The following is a 16381-nucleotide window of genomic DNA, read 5'->3' as shown; positions in this document are numbered from 1 at the left end:
GTGCGGCGGTCGCCGCCCGGCGGGCAGGGCTGTCTCCGAGGGCGAGCCCGATCACTTTCCTCCGGTGGCCCGCGCCCGCTGTCTACGGTGGAGCCGGGGCGGGCCGGCGTCGCGGGGACGTCCGCGACACCGGCCGCGACCGGTGCGCGGCGACTGCTTCTCGGCGCTGCGACCGCTGCTCGGCGTGGATCGCGCCGAGTCCGGTCGGTCCGCGTCCGGTCGGCCCGCCGTCCGTCAGCCCGCCGCCTGCCGGACCGTTGCCGGGGCGGTTCGCGTCCGGCGTCGACGGCCGGCGAGGCCGAGCGCGGCGGTGGCGGCGGCCCCGGCGAGGGCGAGCACGCCCAGGGCGTTCGCCCTGGTGCCGACGGCGGAGGCGAGCGCGAGCACCACGAGCGGGCAGACGAACTGGCCGAGGAAGAAGGAGCCCGTCCACAGACCGGTGCCGCGGCCGCGGTCGGCGTAGTCGAGCCGGGACATGGCGAGGGTGAGCAGACTCGGCAGCATGATGCCGCCGCCCAGGCAGTTGATCACGGCGCCCAGGACGAGCACCACGGGGCCGGGCGCGAGCCAGATCACCGCGAACCCGAGGGTGCACAGACCGAAGGCGGTGGGCAGCCAGTCCTGCGGGCTGCGGCCGGCCCTGGTGAAGAGGACGGCGCCCGTCACGACCGCGGCACTGGAGCCCGCGCCGGCCAGTCCGATCACGCCGGTGCTGGTCACGCCCATGTCGTCCAGGAGGAACGCCATCTCCACCTGGACGGTGTAGAAGAGGACGGCGCCGAACACGGTCAGCGCGCACGTGCCGGCCAGCGGACGCCAGGGGAAAGACCGTGCGGGGACCGGTTCCGGGGCGGCGGGGGAGGGCTCGTCCGTGCGGTCGTCGGGCCGGGGCCGGGGCAGGAAGGCGGCCATGGCGGGGGCGAGCAGCAGGCTCACGGCGTAGGCCCAGAACGGCATGCGCCAGCCGGCCGAACCGGCCACGCCGCCCAGGACGAAGAAGGCCGTCGCGGAGATCGAGGCGCACATCGTCTGCATGGCGAGATAGCGGTCGCGCTGCCTGCCGGAGTAGTAGTCGCCGAGCAGCGTGGTGCAGCAGGTCATGATGACGGCTTCGGCGACGCCGACGAGGGCGCGGCTGGCGACGACGGCGACGAGGGAGTCCAGCCACAGCGGGGCGGTGCCGAGGACCGCGTAGAGCGTGGTCGCGACGACGAGCAGGCGTTTGCGCCCGAGCCGGTCCACGAGGACGCCGGCGAAGGGGGCCAGCAGCGCCAGCGACAGGGCGGGGATCGTCAGCGCCATGGGGACGAGCGCGTCGACGCCCGGCACGTCGGCGAAGTGGTCCTGCATCTGCGGCAGGACGGGGGCGATGAGCACGGCGCCCAGGATCGGCAGACAGGCGCCGGCCATCAGCAGCGTGAGGCGGAGCCGGTGGCCGGGGCCGGACACGGTCTGCTCGGGCGGGGCGTCCGTGACCGCCTCGGACGGCGGCGACGGGAGCGGGGAGACGGGTGCGGGCATGGCGGAACTCCACGTGGCGGGTGGGGAGGTGAACGGGACGGTGCGGCCGTCGTGGGCGGGCCGCCGGACATCCGTGGCGGCCCCGGAGCGGGGCGCCGACGGCTGCCGGGCGTCGCGGCGGGCCGGCCCGCCGGGCTCCTGCGCGGTACCGGCGGCGGGTGAGGGTGCGGCTCCCGCGCCGGATTGAGACGACTATGGGCCAAGGGGGAGGTCCTGCCTAGCCCTCATCCGATCGATATCGATGATGGGGATCATCCGGCAGGTGGATACCGGTCGGGCACGGGCCGCTGTCCCGGGGAGAGCGACGCGATCCGGCCGGGTTCGGTTGCCGCCAGCTGCGCTCCCACCCGGGCCGCCGTCTCGCGCAGCCAGATGTGGGCCGCGTCGTGGGCGTGCACCGGATGCCACCACAGCGCCTCCTGGAGAGGGACCGCCCCGTAGGGCGCCTCCATGGGCCGTACGGCGGCCACCCCGCTCAGCAGCTCGGCCAGACGCTGTTGCACCAGGGCGATCCGGCGGGTGCCGGCGACCAGGAAGGGCAGCGCCTGGAAACTGTCGACGGAGACCTCGACCCGGGGTTCGATCCCGAGCATGCTCAGCTGCCGGGCGGCCGGAGCGTCGTAGGTGCGCTGGTAGGTGACCCAGGGCAGCCGCGCCAGGTCGTCCAGGGTGAGCCGGTCGCCGACCTCGTCGTTGGCCTCGGCGACGAGGAAGACCCAGCGGTCGGAGAACAGCTCCACGGCGGGGAAGCCGCTGAAGACGCCGTGCGGCATCAGCAGCCCGTCGGCCGTTCTGAGCAGCGTCTCGGTGTCCTCCGTGACGTCGCCGGGCGTCCGCCGGAAGCGCAGCCGTACCCCCGGGGCCTCCGCGTGCACGGTGTGGGCGAGTTCGGCGCCGAACACGGTGAGGGCGTAGTCCGAGGTGAGCAGGGTGAACTCGTGCTCCTCGCTGCCCGGGGCGAAGTCGGCCCTGCTGGTGAAGACGCGTTCCAGCAGGTCGCACGCGGTCGCGGTGCGGTCCAGCAGAGCGCGGCCGAGGGCGGTCAGTTCGTACTGTCTGCCGACGCGTGAGAGCAGCTCGTCGTCGAAGTGACGGCGCAGACGCGCCAGGGCGGCGCTCATCGCCGGCTGGCTGAGCCCGACGCGCTGCCCGGCGCGGGTGACGTTGCGTTCCTCCAGCAGGGCCCGCAGGGACAGGACGAGGTTGAGATCGAGGCCGGAGAGGGACACGACGCCTCCAGGGCGAGGCCGCTGAACGCGGCATTTACACGGCGGATGATCGACATCTAAAGAATCTATTTCCCAGATTACGAGGTCAGGGGCCAGATTGGTGCCACCGCAATCTGGAGGACATTCCCGTGAAACCCGCAGCCGCTTCCGCGTCCTTCTCCGGACCCTTCGCCCTCGGCTCCTTCGCCGCCCCGGACCAGGCGCCCTTCCCCGGCCTGGTGACTCCCGGAGAGCACGTGCTGGATCTGCGGGCGGCCCTCGGAGACCCTGCCCTGACGACCCGGGGGATCTTCGAGCGCTGGGACGAACTGCTCCCTCGCCTGCACGAGCTCGCCGCCGACGAGACGGCCGACCGGAGGCCTCTGGAGGGCCTGCGCGTACTGGCCCCGGTCGAGCCCCGCCAGGTATTCCAGTCCGGCGCCAACTACCGGCAGCACGTGATCGACCTGGAGGTCGCCCACCGCGCCCCCGACGATCCCCGCACCCTCGAGGAGGCACGCGCGGAGATCGCCGCGGTCATGGACCGCCGGGCCGCCGAGGACCTGCCGTACGTGTTCCTCGGCCTGCCGAGCGCGATCACCGGCCCCTACGACGACGTCGTGCTCCCCGACTGGGCCGAACAGCCCGACTGGGAACTCGAGCTGGCGGTCGTCATCAGCCGGCCCGCCCACCGGGTCGACGTGGACGAGGCGCTGGAGCACGTCGCCGGCTACACGATCGCCAACGACCTCACCGACCGCGCCACCGTCTTCCGCCGCGACATGAAGGCCATCGGCACCGACTGGCTGCGCAGCAAGAACGCCCCCGGTTTCACCCCGCTCGGCCCGTGGATCGTGCCCGCCGCGTCGATCGCCGACCCCGGCGACCTGCGCGTCACGCTGAAGCTCAACGGCGAGACCATGCAGGACGAGTCCACCGAGGACATGCTCTTCGGCATCGCGCGGCTGGTGTCGTACATCTCCCGGACCTCCCGTCTGCTGCCCGGCGACCTCGTGCTGACCGGCAGCCCGGCCGGCAACGGCATGCACTGGGGGCGGCTGCTGCGGGACGGCGACGTCATGGAGGGATCGATCACCGGTCTCGGAGCGCAGCGCACGCGGTGCGTGCGGGAGACGTCATGAAGCCGGACCGGCGCGACCCGGAGGGCGCGGTCGCCGAGGCCGCCAAGGCGTACTCCAACTGGGGGCGCTGGGGCGAGGACGACGTGCTGGGCACGCTGAACCACCTCGACGAGGCCAAGCGCCGCGAGGGCGCGGCGCTGGTCCGGCGGGGCGTCAGCTTCTCGCTGTCGCAGCGGTTCGACATGAACGGGCCGCAGAAGGGCTGGCGCCGCCGCACCAACCCCGTCCACACCATGCTCGACACGGGCACCGACGCGGCCCTCGGCAACCAGGGCTTCCCGCACGGCATCGGCGGCGCCGACGACGTGATCGCGATGCCCCTGCAGTGCTCCACCCAGTGGGACGGGCTCGGGCACATCTTCGACCACGGCAAGGCGTGGAACGGGCGGGACGCCGCGAAGGTCGTCACCTCCGACGGCGACCTGGTCACCGGCATCGAGCACATGGCCCCGCACGTCGCCGGACGCGGTGTGCTCCTCGACGTCGGCCTGGTGACCGGCGACGAACGCGGAGAGCTGCCGGACGGTTTCGCGATCACCGAGGAGCACCTGACCGCGACGGCCGAGGCGCACGGCGTCGCCGTCGGCCGCGGCGACATCGTCGTCGTCCGGACCGGACGTCTCGCGCGCGCCCGCCGCGAGGGCTGGGGCGACTACGCGGGCGGCGACTCGCCCGGACTGTCCTTCACCACGGCCGGCTGGCTGCACCGCACCGAGATCGCCGCGATCGCCACCGACACCTGGGGCTTCGAGGTACGGCCCAACGAGTTCGACGCCGCCTTCCAGCCGCTGCACCAGGTCGCCATCCCCAACATGGGCCTGCTGATCGGCGAGATGTGGGACCCCGACGCCCTCGCGGAGGACTGCGCCCGCGACGGCGTGTACGAGTTCTGGCTCACCGCCGCACCCCTGCCCATCACCGGAGCCGTCGGCTCCCCCGTCAACCCGGTCGCCGTCAAGTGACCCGTCCACCAGAGGAGTCGGCCATGGAAGAAGCGACGCGGAGAAAGAGAGTCCTGGTCGTCGGAGGGGGCACCGCCGGCAGCGCCACGGCCGTGCTGCTGCGGCGGGCGGGCATCGACGTCGACCTCGTCGAGGCGAGGCCGGACGGGAACGTGCGCGGCTCCGGCATCACCCTTCAGGGCAACGCCCTGCGCGTGCTGCGCGAGGTCGGCGTCTGGGACGAGGTCCGCGAGCACGGCTTCGGCTTCGACGCCCTGGGACTGACGACGCCCGACGGCGCCGTGCTCCACGTCGGCGACGTCCTGCGCACCGGCGGGGACGACCTCCCCGCCACCCTGGGCATGCAGCGCCCGGTGCTCCAGCGCATCCTCGTCGACGCCGTCCGGGCCTCCGGCGCGCACGTCCGGCTCGGCGCCACCGCCGAGATCCTCGCCCAGGACGACACATCCGTGACCGTCCGCCTCAGCGACGGCGCCGAGGACCGCTACGACCTCGTCGTGGCCGCCGACGGCCTGAACTCCGCGACCCGCGCCGCCATCGGCATCGACGCCCGGCCCGAGCCGACCGGCATGGCGATCTGGCGCGTCCCGGCGCCGCGTCCGGCCGGCGTGGAGCGCAGCGACCTCTCGCACGGCGGGCCCTGCTACATCGCCGGCTACACGCCCACCGGCGCGGACACGGTCTACGCCTATCTGGTGGAGCCCAGCCGCGACCGCGCCACCATCCCACCCGAGTCCTACGCGCAGGAGATGCGCCGCCTCGCCGAGAGCTACGGCGGCGCCTGGGACGAGATCCGTGCATCGATCACCGACGCGTCCCAGGTGAACTACACCTGGTTCGACCGGATGCTGGTCGAGGGGGCCTGGCACCGGGGGCGTGTCGTTCTCGTCGGCGACGCCGCGCACTGCTGCCCGCCCACGCTGGCCCAGGGCGCGGCGATGGCCCTGGAGGACGCCTGGGTGCTGGCCCGGCTGCTGACCGACGGGTCCGCATGGGACACGGAGCTGTTCACGCGCTACTACGAGCGGCGGATCGACCGCGTCCGGATGGTCGTCGACGCGTCCGTGCAGATCGGGCAGTGGCAGCTCGACGGCGTACCCGGAGACGTGCCCGGCCTGATGGGCGCCACCATGACCGCACTCAGGGAGCTGCCGTGACCGCCCACCCCCCGCAGGACGGCGTCGCGACGGGCCCTCAGCCCGGCGGCCGTCCCTCGGCGAACGCCGGCGCGCGTCCCGTCCCGACCGTCGACGTCCACGCACACCTCCTGATCGGCGAGGTCGAGGCCCTCGTGGCCGGCCTTCCCGGACTGGCCGAGGCCAGGGAGCTGGAGGCCCGCCGCAACGGCCCCGCGTCGCTCGCGGTCAGCGGCCCCATGGTCCGCGCCGTCCTCCCCAAGGCCACCGACGTGGAGCGACGACTGGCCGCGATGGACGCGCAGGGCGTGGACGTGCAGCTGGTCAGCCCTTCGCCGTCGCACTACCACTACTGGACGGACGAGGACACGGCCGAGAAGGTCTGCCGGCTCGCGGCCGAGGCCACGGCCGCACACTGCGCCCAGGCCCCCGACCGGCTGCGCGGGCTCGGCCTGGCCCCCCTCCAGCACCCGCGGCAGGCGGTCCGGGCCCTGGACCACGCCCTGGAACAGGGACTGCTGGGCGTCGAGATCTCCAGCCACGCCCCCGGCCGCGAACTGTCCGACCCGGCGTACGAGCCCTTCTGGGCCCGGGCCGCCGAGACCGGCGCGATCCTCTTCCTGCATCCCTTCGGCTGCACGCTCGACGAGCGCCTGGACCAGTGGTACCTGTCCAACACCGTCGGCCAGCCCACCGAGAACGCCGTCGCGCTCTCGCACCTGATCTTCTCCGGGGTGCTGGACCGGCACCCGGAGCTGAGACTGATCGCCGCGCACGGCGGCGGCTACCTCCCCACCCACATCGGCCGTTCCGACCACGCCTGGTCCGCCCGGTCCGACGCGGGCGCGGGCTGCGCGCATCCGCCCAGCAGCTACCTCAAGCGCCTGTACTTCGACTCCCTGGTCCACGACCCGCACGTCCTGCGGGCGCTGACCGAAGCGGCCGGCGCGGACCGTGTGCTGCTCGGCTCCGACTTCCCCTTCGACATGGGCGCCGAGGACCCCGTCGGCGCACTGCGCGCCGCGCGCCTTCCCGACGCCGACTTCCACGCCGTCCGCGGCGGCAACGCGGCCGCCCTGCTGCGCCTGACCTGAACCTCACAGAGAAGGAACCCACACCATGAGCGCACGCCTGCTGACGCATCTGCGGCACGTGGACCTCGCCGTGCCCGACTACGACCGGCAACTCGACTTCTACGCCGGCGTCTGGGGCCTGACCAAGGTGGCCGAGGACTCCGGCATCTCCTTCCTCGCCGCCGAGGGCAGCCCCGAACAGTACGTCGTACGCCTGCGCAAGGCCGAGGAGAAGCGTCTGGACCTGATCTCCTACGGCGCCGCGAGCGCGGCGGACGTGGACGCCCTCGCCGAGCAACTCCTCGCCGGCGGAGTGCGGTTGATCTCCCAGCCGGGCAAGGTGGACACCCCCGGCGGCGGCTACGGCTTCCGCTTCTTCGACATCGACGGCCGCACCGTCGAGGTCTCCGCCGACGTCGCCGTACGACAGCACCGCAGGATCGAGGAGAAGGAGGCGATCCCGGTCAAGCTGTCGCACGTCGTGCTCAACTCCCCGGACCTCGACAGGACCCGCGAGTGGTACGAGACCCACCTCGGCTTCCGGCACTCCGACACGCTCAGCTCGCCGTACGTCGGCGACGTCATGCACTTCATGCGGATCAGCAACCAGCACCACTCCATGGCCATCGCCAAGGGCCCGCACACCTCCCTGCACCACGTCTCCTTCGAGATGCGCGGCCTGGACGAGTACATGCGCGGCTCCGGCCGGGTGATGCGGGCCGGCTTCCAGAAGGTCTGGGGTCCGGGCCGGCACCTCGCGGGCGACAACACGTTCACCTACTTCCTCGACCCGCACGGCAACACCGTCGAGTACACGACGGAGCTGGAGCTGCTGGACGAGGACACCTGGCACCCGCACGTCTACGACTTCTCCCAGCCCGAGGTCACCGACCAGTGGGGCACCGCCAACCCCATGAACGAGCTGGTCGCCAAGGAGTCCTTCAACGACGTGGACCGCGGCTGCTTCGTCGCCCCGCCCGTCTGACCCGCCCGAACCCCGGGGACGCGGCGGCTCTGTCCATCGCCCTGACGTCTCGCCGCGTCCCCGGTTCCCACCGCTTTACCGGACCGTCGGAGCCTGGAGCCGTGCATGCGATTCGCCGCCTATGAACATCGACACCTGAGCCGGGTCGCCGTCGTCGGGGAGGACGGCGTCCTCCACCCGGTCCCCGGCGTCCGCTCGCTCACCGAGCTGATCGGCTCCGGCGACGGACTCGACGCGCTCCTGCGCGCCGGCGCCGCCACGCTCGACGTGCCGCCGGGCCCCCATGTGTCCGAGGTGCGGCTGCTGCCTCCGCTTCAGCCGCCCACCGTGCGGGACTTCGTCACCTTCGAGGAGCACGTCGAAGGCGTACGGCGTTCCGTGGACGGCGTCGGCGGGGTGCCCGAAGCCTGGTACGACGCCCCGACGTTCTACTTCACCAACCCGTACGCCGTCATCGGCGCCCACGACGACGTCCCGGTGCCGCCGGGCAGCGAGGCCCTCGACTTCGAGCTGGAGGTCGCCGCCGTCATCGGCCGGGAGGGGCGGAGCCTGACTCCCGACCAGGCACGGGACCGCATCATCGGCTACACGGTGTTCAACGACTGGTCCGCGCGCGACCTGCAGTCCCGCGAGATGCAGGTCCGCCTCGGCCCGTGCAAGGGCAAGGACACGGCCGCCACCCTCGGCCCGTACCTGGTCACCGCCGACGAGCTGGAGCCGTACCGCGACGCCGACGGGTTTCTGCGTCTGGCGCTGACCGCCTCGGTGAACGGCGAGGTCGTCGGCGAGGACCTGCTGTCCAACATGAGCTGGACCTTCGAGGAGATGGTCGCCTACGCCTCACGCGGCACCGTCGTCCGCCCCGGCGACGTGCTCGGCTCGGGCACCTGCGGCAACGGCGGCTGCCTTGCCGAGCTGTGGGGCGTCCGGGGCGAGCAGTCCCCGCCGCCGCTGAAGCCGGGCGACACCGTCACGCTCACCGTGGAGGGCATCGGCACCGTCTCCAACACCGTGGTGGCGGGCGAGGACCCGGCGCCGCTGCCGACCGCCCGCCGACGCACCCGGGAGCGGCCGTGAACGGCCTGTGCCCCAAGAGGCTCCTCGGCAAGGTCGTCGTCGTCACCGGCGCCGCGCGCGGCCAGGGCGCCGCCGAGGCCGAGGCCCTGACCCGCGAGGGAGCCCGCGTCATCGCCACCGACGCGACTGCGGCCCCCGGCTGCCGCCGTCTCGACGTCACCGACGAGGAGCACTGGGAGCAGCTGGCCGCCGACCTGCGGGAGTCGTACGGCCAGGTGCACGGCCTGGTCAACAACGCGGGCATCACCTGGCGCGCCCGCCTCGGCGAGGCGACCCCCGACGACGTCGCCCGCGTGCACGCCGTCAACGTCACCGGTCCGCTGCTGGGCATCCAGCACCTCGCGCCGCTGATGCCGCCCGGCTCGTCCATCGTCAACGTCGGCTCCACCGCCGCGCTCACCGGGCACTACCCGGTCGCGTACACGATGAGCAAATGGGCGCTGCGCGGACTGTCGAAGGCGGCCGTCACGGAGCTCGGCCCGCGTGGCATCCGGGTCAACGTGATCCATCCCGGGTTCATCGACACCGAGATGACCGCCTCCGCCGCGCCCGCCTTCCGCGAGGCGAACATCCGCGAGACCCCGCTCGGCCGCACCGGCGCCGTGGACGAGGTCGCCCCGCTCGTGGTCTTCCTCCTGTCCGACGAGTCCTCCTTCATCACCGGCGCCGAGATCCCGGTGGACGGCGGCCTCACCGCGCACGGCGGCGTCAAGTCCCTCGCGGACGCGATGAGTCCGACCGCCGTCGGTCCGGCTCCCGTGAGTTGAAACTCCTGCTCCCCGGTCGAAAGGGACCACATCCGTGAACAAGGTGAGTGCGAGCGCCGACGAGGCGGTCGCCGACATTCCCGACGGCGCGTCACTGGCCGTCGGCGGCTTCGGCCTCAGCGGCGTCCCCGACGTGCTGATCCGCGCTCTGCACGGGCAGGGCGCCACCGGCCTGGTGGTCGTGTCGAACAACTGCGGCGTGGACGGCCGCGGGCTGGGCGTGCTGCTCGCCGCCCGCCGGATCGCCCGCGTGACGGGCAGTTACGTCGGAGAGAACAAGGAGTTCGCCCGCCAGTACCTGTCGGGTGAGCTGGAGGTCGAGTTGGTTCCGCAGGGGTCCCTGGCCGAACGGCTGCGCGCCGGCGGTGCGGGCGTCCCCGCGTTCTACACCCCGGCCGGTGTGGGCACCCAGGTCGCGAACGGCGGGCTGCCCTGGAGGTACGCGGCGGACGGCTCGGTCGCCGTGGCCTCCCCGCCGAAGGAGATCCGCGACTTCCACGGCCGCCCGCACGTCCTGGAGCACGGCATCACCACCGACTTCGCCCTCGTCCGGGCCTGGCGCGGAGACCGGCACGGCAACCTGGTCTTCCGCCGTGCCGCGGCCAACTTCAACCCGCTCGCGGCGATGGCCGGAAGGATCACGATCGCCGAGGTCGAGGAGCTCGTGGAACCGGGCGAGCTGAGCCCCGAGCACGTGCACGTCCCGGGCGTCTTCGTCCGGCGGATCGTGGAACTCACCCCCGCGCAGGCCGCCGACAAGCAGATCGAGAAGAGGACCGTACGAGCATGAGCACGCCGATGGACACGCCCGCGGGCTGGACCCGCGACCAGATGGCCGCCCGCGCCGCCGCCGAGCTCGCCGACGGCTCCTACGTCAACCTCGGCATCGGCCTGCCCACCCTCGTCCCCGGCCACCTCCCGCCCGGCGTGCACGTGGTCCTGCACTCCGAGAACGGCATCCTGGGCACCGGCCCCCGTCCGACACAGGACGAGGTCGACCCGGATCTCATCAACGCGGGCAAGGAGACGGTCACCGTCCTGCCCGGAGCGTCCTTCTTCGACTCCGCTCTGTCCTTCGGGATGATCCGCGGCGGGCACATCGACACCGCCGTGCTGGGCGCCATGCAGGTGTCGCAGCGCGGTGACCTGGCCAACTGGATGATCCCCGGCAAGATGGTCAAGGGCATGGGCGGGGCGATGGACCTGGTCCACGGGGCACGCCGGGTCATCGTCCTGACGGAGCACACCGCCAAGGACGGCACTCCGAAGATCGTGGACGAGTGCACCCTGCCGCTGACCGGCGAACGGTGCGTCCACCGCGTCATCACCGATCTCGGCGTCCTGGACGTCACACCCGACGGCCTCACCCTCGTCGAGACCGCGCCGGGCGTCACCCTCGACGAGATCATCGCGAAGACGGCCGCGCCCCTGCGGACCGACGCCTGCACAGCCGCCTGCTGAACGGCCGGGCCCCGCGCGCCTGCGCCTCGGCCCGGCCGCCGCCTGGCGGACCACCGGCTCCAGTTCGGGCCGAAGCCCTCCACCCACAGCCACTGCGCCCTCGGCGGCATGATCGGCAACAACTCGTGCGGCGCGTCCGCCCAGGCGTACGGCAAGACCGTCGACAACGTGCGCCGCCTGGAGGTGCTCACCTACGACGGCACCCGGATGTGGGTCGGGCCGACGTCCGGGCCGAGCGGGCGCGGATCGCCGCCGAGGGCGGCCGCCGCGCCGAGCTGTACGACGGACTGGACCGGATCGTCGCCGAGTACCTCGCCGACATCCGGCACGGCTACCCGAAGATCCCGCGCCGTGTGTCCGGCTACAACCTCGACATCGCTCCTGTCCGAGAACGGCTTCTAAGTGGCCCGAGCCCTCGTCGGCAGCGAGAGAACGCTGGTGACCGTGCTGCGCGCCGAACTCGGCCTGGTGCCGGTGCCCGCCCGCCGGTCCCTCCTGGTCCTGGGCTACGGCGGCATCTGCGCGGCGGCGTACGACGTCACCCGCCTGCTGGAGCACTGCCACCCCGGTCACTGGAGGCGCTGGACGGGCGCGTGGCCCAGTTGATGGTTGAGGAGGGCGCGTACCTGGAGTCGCTCAGCGCCCTGCCCGAGACGGCGCGCACGGCGTCTTCGACCACATGGCGCACAGCCGGTCCTTCGAAACGGCCCTTTCCCGTCACCCCGCCGTCGTCGCCTCGGCCGCCGCGGCCGGTGTCGCCGCCGCGGCGAAGGCCCTGTCCGCCAGGCGCGGCCAGACCGCATGATCCTCATCCGGCGGACGGAGAGCCCCTCAGGAGTGTGCATGACGCGACACGACAGGGAACCGTCCGACGCCGCCGGGGCGCCGGTGGCTGCCGTCGCCGAGGAGAACGCCGTCGCGCAGGTGAACCGCCGTCGCACCGGAGGCTTCCGCGACAGGCGGGGAACCCGTCCGCCACCGGAGTGAAGTGTCCGAACGGCGTGAGGCCGTCCGTGCCCGCGTGGCAGGTATCGGTCCTGGGCGGCCGAGTCGGCGAGGCGCCGGACGAGGCCGGCCGCCCTGCTGCCACGGAGCGTCGATGAGTGGAGAACGCATGGGACACGGCGGGAACGTCATCCAGGAACTGACCGCGGACCACAGGGAGGTGGACGAGCTCTTCGCACAGATCGAAGCGCTGCCGGAGGCGGACCCGCAGCGACGCGAGCTGGCGGACCGGCTCACCATGGAGCTCATCCGGCACTCGGTGGCGGAGGAGGAGCACCTGTACCCGACGGTGCGCCGCTACGTCGACGGGGGAGACGACCTCGCCGACAAGGAGCTCACCGACCACGCCGAGGCCGAGCACCTGCTCAAGGAGCTCGAGAGCTGCCGGCCCGGGGACGGGCGTTTCGACGCGCTGATCCTGCGGCTGAAGACCTCCGTCACGGCCCATGTCGACGACGAGGAGAACCAGCTCTTCCCGCTGCTGGCCGACGTCTGCTCCGCCGACGCCCTGGAGGAGCTCGGCGAGAGGGTCCGCTCGGCCAAGCGGCACGCTCCCACCCGCCCGCACCCGTCCGCGCCGGACACCCCGCCCGCGAACAAGCTCCTCGCGCCGGGCGCAGGCATGGTCGACCGGCTGCGCGACATGCTCACCGGGCGCGGAAAGCAGGCCTGACAGGGGCGCGGGGGCGGCCGCACCGGTGTGACAGCACCGCCCGGTGCGCATATTGTCCGCATATGGGAGACAGTCGGCGCGGTCGGTGCCCGGCCCCGCTGCGGCGAGGGTCCGACCGGGGACGCGAAGGCCGTCCGAGCGCCGCCGCGCCGAAGGCGCCGAAACCGTGCGCGCGGACGATCCGCCGGGCGGCGCGGACCCTCCGGCACGGCACGGCCGGCCGGGTGCGCGGCGGGGCAGATCCGGTCGTCGGCGCGCGCGCCCTGCGACACCGCCGCGGACGCCCGCGGCGAGCACGGTCCGGCGTCTGCGGAGGAGGGTAGAAAGATGCCCGACGTCCCGTCCGCCGGCTCCGCCGCGGGCCCCGGCCCGCAGACGATGGAGCGGATCGTGCTCGACCTCGCCGCCGAGAGCGGCGCCAGCGTCGTCGCGGTCTACCTGCTGTCGCCGGACGAACCGGTGCTGCACCTGGCCCTGCTGAGCGGGATGTCCTGGCGGATCGCCGTCCCCTGGGCGAGGGTGGCCCTGAAGAAGTCGACTCCGATGGCCGACGCCGTACGGGAGCGCCGGCTGGTCTGGCTGGGCAGCGAAGAGGAACGGGCGCGCGCCTACCCCGAACTGGCGCTGGTCCTGCCCCACCCGTTCGCCCTGGCCGCCGCCCCGATCACGGCGGGACCGTCCGTATGGGGCGGCCTCGTGCTGCACTGGCCCGCCTCGCATCCGCCGACCCTGAGCCCACAGGAGCGAAGTGCGATCCGGGACGCCTGCGACCGCCTGGGCGCGATCTTGCGGCAGGCCCCCGAGAACGATCGCCGGGTGCCGCCCGGGACGGTGCCGCGGATCCTGCCCCCACGGCCGGTCCGTACCGCCGGAGACGACGAGGCACAGGCCGCGGTCGGCTTCGCCGAGCGACTCCCCGGCGGCTGCTGCGGGCTGGACGTGGACGGCCGGATCACGTTCGTCACCACCGCCGCGGCCGAACTCCTCGGCGCCGGCGTCTCGGAGCTGCTGGGAGCAACGCCCTGGGAGGCGCTCCCGTGGCTGGACACGCCCGTCGCCGAGGACCGCTACCGGTCCGCCGCGCTCAGCCGCCGGCCCACGTCCTTCACCGGTCGGCGTCCCTCGGGTCACTGGCTGTCCTTCCACCTGTACCCGGACGCCACCGGCATCAGCGTGCGCGTCGTCCCCGCCGAGGCGTCTCACATGTCGGCTCCTCCGCTGCTGGTCCGCCCGGCGCCGCCCGCCGAACGGGGCCGGTCCACCGCCCTGTACGCCCTCACGCACCTGGCCGTCGCCCTCACGGAGGCCGTCGGCGTGTCGGACGTGGTCGACCGGGTCGCCGACCAGGTACTGGCCGCGTTCGGCGCCCACGCCCTCGCCCTGATGACCGTGCAGGAGGGACGGCTGCGGATCATCGGCCACCGCGGCTACAGCGCCGACCTCATGGCGCGCTTCGACGCCTTCCCCTTGACCTCCGACACTCCGGCCGTCCATGTGCTGACCACCGGCAGGCCGTGCTTCTTCGTCGATTTCGCGGAGCTGAAACGGGCCCACCCTCCGGCCGTCCACCAGGACGGCATGGCCTCCTGGGCGTTCCTTCCGCTGATCACCACCGGCCGCCCCGTGGGTTCCATGGTGCTCGCCTACGACCGGCCCCACTCGTTCCCCCCGCAGGAACGCGCCGTCCTGACCGCGCTGGCCGGCCTGATCGCCCAGGCCCTGGACCGCGCCCATCTCTACGACGCCGAGCACCACCTCGCCCGCGACCTCCAGGCCGGGCTGCTGCCCCACGCCCTGCCCCGCGTCCCGGGCCTGGAGGTCGCGGCCCGCTACCTCCCCGCCGGCCGGGGCACGGGCATCGGCGGCGACTTCTACGACTTCATCCGCCTCGACGAGAACACCGCCGCCGCAGCCATCGGCGACGTACAGGGCCACAACGTGCAGGCCGCCACCCTCATGGGACAGGTCCGCACCGCCGTGCACGCCACCGCCGGCGCGCCACCCGGCGAAGTCCTCGCCCGCACCAACCGCCTGCTCACCGACCTCGACCCCGGCCTGTTCACCAGCTGCACCTACATCGCCCTCGACACGGCCCGCCACCGGGCCCGCCTGGCCACCGCGGGCCATCCGCCGCCCCTCCTGCGCCATCCGGACGGCCGCACCGAGGTCCTCCCCCTCACACCCGGGCTCCTGCTGGGCATCGACCCCACAGCCGAATACCCCACCACCGAGATCTCCCTGCCCCGCGGCGCCCTGCTCGCGCTGTACACCGACGGGCTCGTCGAAGCGCCCGGGGTCGACCTCGACGACGCCATCCACCGCCTCGCCGGCGCACTGGCCCGAGCCGACGCCACGAGCCTGGAGGACCTCGCCGACCACCTGGTCGAGGACTCCGGGCCCCCGGCGTCGCACAGCGACGACATCGCGCTGCTGCTCGTCCGCTCCCTTTAGCGCGGCCGCCGCCGACGTCCGATGCCGTCATGCGCCCGCGGCGGATCCGGGACGCGGATCGGCGTCGTCCGGGATCCGGTCCCGCCCGCGTGACGCCGCTCACCGCGCCGGCCGAGGCGAGGGAGAATGACGTGAGCGCGAGGCGCCGTCCTCGTCCCGACCACCGGAAGGCACCCCGACCATGAACAGCCGACGCGACCGCTGGGCCGAACTGACCGGCGGACAGAACGGAGAGGCGTACGCCCGGCGGTTCGCGCGGCTCGCCGAGTCGGGCCACGACGTCCACGGCGAGGCCGCCTTCTGCGACGCTCTGCTGAGCCCTGCCGCCCGGATCCTCGACGCGGGCTGTGGCACCGGCCGCGTGGCGATCCGACTCGCCGAGCTGGGCCACCGCTGCACGGGCGTGGACGTCGACCGCTCCATGCTCGCCGTCGCCCGCCGCGACGCCCCCACGCAGGAATGGCTGCACGGCGACCTGGCCCACCTGGACGGCCTCGGCCTGGAACCCGGGTTCGACCTGGCCCTCGCCGCCGGGAACGTCGTCCCCCTGCTGGCCCCCGGGACCGAACCGGCTGTCGTGCGGCAACTCGCCGCCGTGCTGCGCCCCGGCGGACTGCTGGTCACCGGCATGGGACTGGACGCCGAACACCTCCCGCTGCCGGAACCCACGGTGACGCTGAGGGAGTTCGACCAATGGTGCGCCGAGGCCGGACTGACGTTGCGGCAGCGCTACGCCACCTGGTCCGGCGACCCGTGGCGTCCGGGCGGCGGCTATGCCGTCAGCGTGCACGTCCGCCCCACCGCCTGACCCCTGCGGCGCACCGCCTCGAGAGTGGCTTCCCGTGGCCTTCGGCGTGGCGGTGCGGCGGTGTGGCGGCGCGCGTGACGGCCGGCGGCCGTGGCCCGTGTTACCTGCTTCC

15 protein-coding genes and 1 pseudogene are annotated in these 16381 nt (G+C 73.3%); 14 read left to right on the top strand and 2 right to left on the bottom strand.

All coding sequences use genetic code 11. From position 1 onward, the window contains the following. Nucleotides 1–234 precede the first annotated feature (234 nt). A complete protein-coding gene (locus IE239_RS19045; protein WP_190150557.1) occupies nucleotides 235–1521 on the bottom strand; it encodes an MFS transporter in 1287 nt (428 codons plus the stop codon). A 251-nt stretch (nucleotides 1522–1772) separates the two neighbouring features. Further along, nucleotides 1773–2750 (bottom strand): LysR family transcriptional regulator, encoded by a 978-nt coding sequence (locus IE239_RS19040; RefSeq protein ID WP_190150556.1) that lies wholly within the window; start codon nucleotides 2748–2750, stop codon nucleotides 1773–1775. Nucleotides 2751–2878: 128 nt separating this feature from the next. Between IE239_RS19040 and IE239_RS19035 the strand changes: the two genes are divergently transcribed. The 14 genes and pseudogenes from IE239_RS19035 to IE239_RS18970 all read left to right on the top strand — a co-directional run bounded on the left by IE239_RS19035 (nucleotide 2879) and on the right by IE239_RS18970 (nucleotide 16269). Next, nucleotides 2879–3871 carry a fumarylacetoacetate hydrolase family protein gene (locus IE239_RS19035; protein WP_190150555.1) on the top strand — a complete coding sequence of 331 codons (993 nt, stop codon included), beginning with the start codon at nucleotides 2879–2881 and terminating at the stop codon, nucleotides 3869–3871. Next, the gene (locus IE239_RS19030) at nucleotides 3868–4833 is read left to right on the top strand and encodes a cyclase family protein (RefSeq protein WP_190150554.1); all 966 of its coding nucleotides are present in this window, start codon (nucleotides 3868–3870) and stop codon (nucleotides 4831–4833) included. Before IE239_RS19035 ends, IE239_RS19030 begins: the two co-directional genes overlap by 4 nt. 23 nt (nucleotides 4834–4856) lie before the next feature. Beyond that, nucleotides 4857–5990, top strand: coding sequence for an FAD-dependent oxidoreductase (locus IE239_RS19025; RefSeq protein ID WP_190150553.1), 1134 nt, complete (start codon nucleotides 4857–4859; stop codon nucleotides 5988–5990). After that, nucleotides 5987–7063, top strand: a complete 1077-nt coding sequence (locus IE239_RS19020) for an amidohydrolase family protein (RefSeq protein WP_190150552.1) — start codon at nucleotides 5987–5989, stop codon at nucleotides 7061–7063. The genes IE239_RS19025 and IE239_RS19020 overlap by 4 nt, the downstream gene beginning before the upstream one ends. Nucleotides 7064–7088: 25 nt before the next feature. Next, nucleotides 7089–8027, top strand: a complete 939-nt coding sequence (locus IE239_RS19015) for a VOC family protein (RefSeq protein ID WP_190150551.1) — start codon at nucleotides 7089–7091, stop codon at nucleotides 8025–8027. A 105-nt stretch (nucleotides 8028–8132) separates the two neighbouring features. Next, entirely contained in the window at nucleotides 8133–9104 is a 972-nt protein-coding gene (locus tag IE239_RS19010) for a fumarylacetoacetate hydrolase family protein (protein WP_190150550.1), read from the top strand. Next, nucleotides 9101–9871, top strand: a complete 771-nt coding sequence (locus tag IE239_RS19005; protein ID WP_190150549.1) for an SDR family NAD(P)-dependent oxidoreductase — start codon at nucleotides 9101–9103, stop codon at nucleotides 9869–9871. Before IE239_RS19010 ends, IE239_RS19005 begins: the two co-directional genes overlap by 4 nt. Before the next feature lie 34 nt (nucleotides 9872–9905). Next, entirely contained in the window at nucleotides 9906–10661 is a 756-nt protein-coding gene (locus IE239_RS19000) for a CoA transferase subunit A (protein WP_190150548.1), read from the top strand. Next, nucleotides 10658–11332 carry a CoA transferase subunit B gene (locus IE239_RS18995; RefSeq protein ID WP_308435401.1) on the top strand — a complete coding sequence of 225 codons (675 nt, stop codon included), beginning with the start codon at nucleotides 10658–10660 and terminating at the stop codon, nucleotides 11330–11332. The genes IE239_RS19000 and IE239_RS18995 overlap by 4 nt, the downstream gene beginning before the upstream one ends. A 36-nt stretch (nucleotides 11333–11368) precedes the next feature. After that, nucleotides 11369–11985: pseudogene (locus IE239_RS18990) on the top strand (FAD-binding oxidoreductase); the annotation flags it as partial. 190 nt (nucleotides 11986–12175) lie between these two features. After that, entirely contained in the window at nucleotides 12176–12319 is a 144-nt protein-coding gene (locus IE239_RS18985; protein ID WP_190150636.1) for a hypothetical protein, read from the top strand. A 127-nt stretch (nucleotides 12320–12446) separates the two neighbouring features. Then, nucleotides 12447–13010: a hemerythrin domain-containing protein gene (locus IE239_RS18980; protein ID WP_190150627.1), complete on the top strand. Its 564-nt coding sequence runs from the start codon at nucleotides 12447–12449 to the stop codon at nucleotides 13008–13010. Between the two features lie 327 nt (nucleotides 13011–13337). Continuing rightward, a complete protein-coding gene (locus tag IE239_RS18975) occupies nucleotides 13338–15461 on the top strand; it encodes a SpoIIE family protein phosphatase (protein ID WP_190150547.1) in 2124 nt (707 codons plus the stop codon). A gap of 181 nt (nucleotides 15462–15642) precedes the next feature. After that, nucleotides 15643–16269 carry a class I SAM-dependent methyltransferase gene (locus IE239_RS18970; protein WP_190150546.1) on the top strand — a complete coding sequence of 209 codons (627 nt, stop codon included), beginning with the start codon at nucleotides 15643–15645 and terminating at the stop codon, nucleotides 16267–16269. Nucleotides 16270–16381: the final 112 nt, after the last annotated feature.

This window comes from Streptomyces humidus, assembly GCF_014649655.1.
Lineage (GTDB): Bacteria > Actinomycetota > Actinomycetes > Streptomycetales > Streptomycetaceae > Streptomyces > Streptomyces humidus.
Note: the sequence above shows the minus strand (reverse complement) of the source record. Positions and strands in the feature narration are given on the sequence as shown.

Bases quoted from the DNA above. Each gene is read 5' to 3' on its own strand.
- IE239_RS19015 (WP_190150551.1), top strand. From the start codon at position 7,089: ATGAGCGCACGCCTGCTGACGCATCTGCGGCACGTGGACCTCGCCGTG.
- IE239_RS19030 (WP_190150554.1), top strand. From the start codon at position 3,868: ATGAAGCCGGACCGGCGCGACCCGGAGGGCGCGGTCGCCGAGGCCGCC.
- IE239_RS19025 (WP_190150553.1), top strand. From the start codon at position 4,857: ATGGAAGAAGCGACGCGGAGAAAGAGAGTCCTGGTCGTCGGAGGGGGC.
- IE239_RS18995 (WP_308435401.1), top strand. From the start codon at position 10,658: ATGAGCACGCCGATGGACACGCCCGCGGGCTGGACCCGCGACCAGATG.
- IE239_RS18980 (WP_190150627.1), top strand. From the start codon at position 12,447: ATGGGACACGGCGGGAACGTCATCCAGGAACTGACCGCGGACCACAGG.
- IE239_RS18970 (WP_190150546.1), top strand. From the start codon at position 15,643: ATGAACAGCCGACGCGACCGCTGGGCCGAACTGACCGGCGGACAGAAC.
- IE239_RS18985 (WP_190150636.1), top strand. From the start codon at position 12,176: ATGACGCGACACGACAGGGAACCGTCCGACGCCGCCGGGGCGCCGGTG.
- IE239_RS19045 (WP_190150557.1), bottom strand. From the start codon at position 1,521: ATGCCCGCACCCGTCTCCCCGCTCCCGTCGCCGCCGTCCGAGGCGGTC.
- IE239_RS18975 (WP_190150547.1), top strand. From the start codon at position 13,338: ATGCCCGACGTCCCGTCCGCCGGCTCCGCCGCGGGCCCCGGCCCGCAG.
- IE239_RS19010 (WP_190150550.1), top strand. From the start codon at position 8,133: ATGCGATTCGCCGCCTATGAACATCGACACCTGAGCCGGGTCGCCGTC.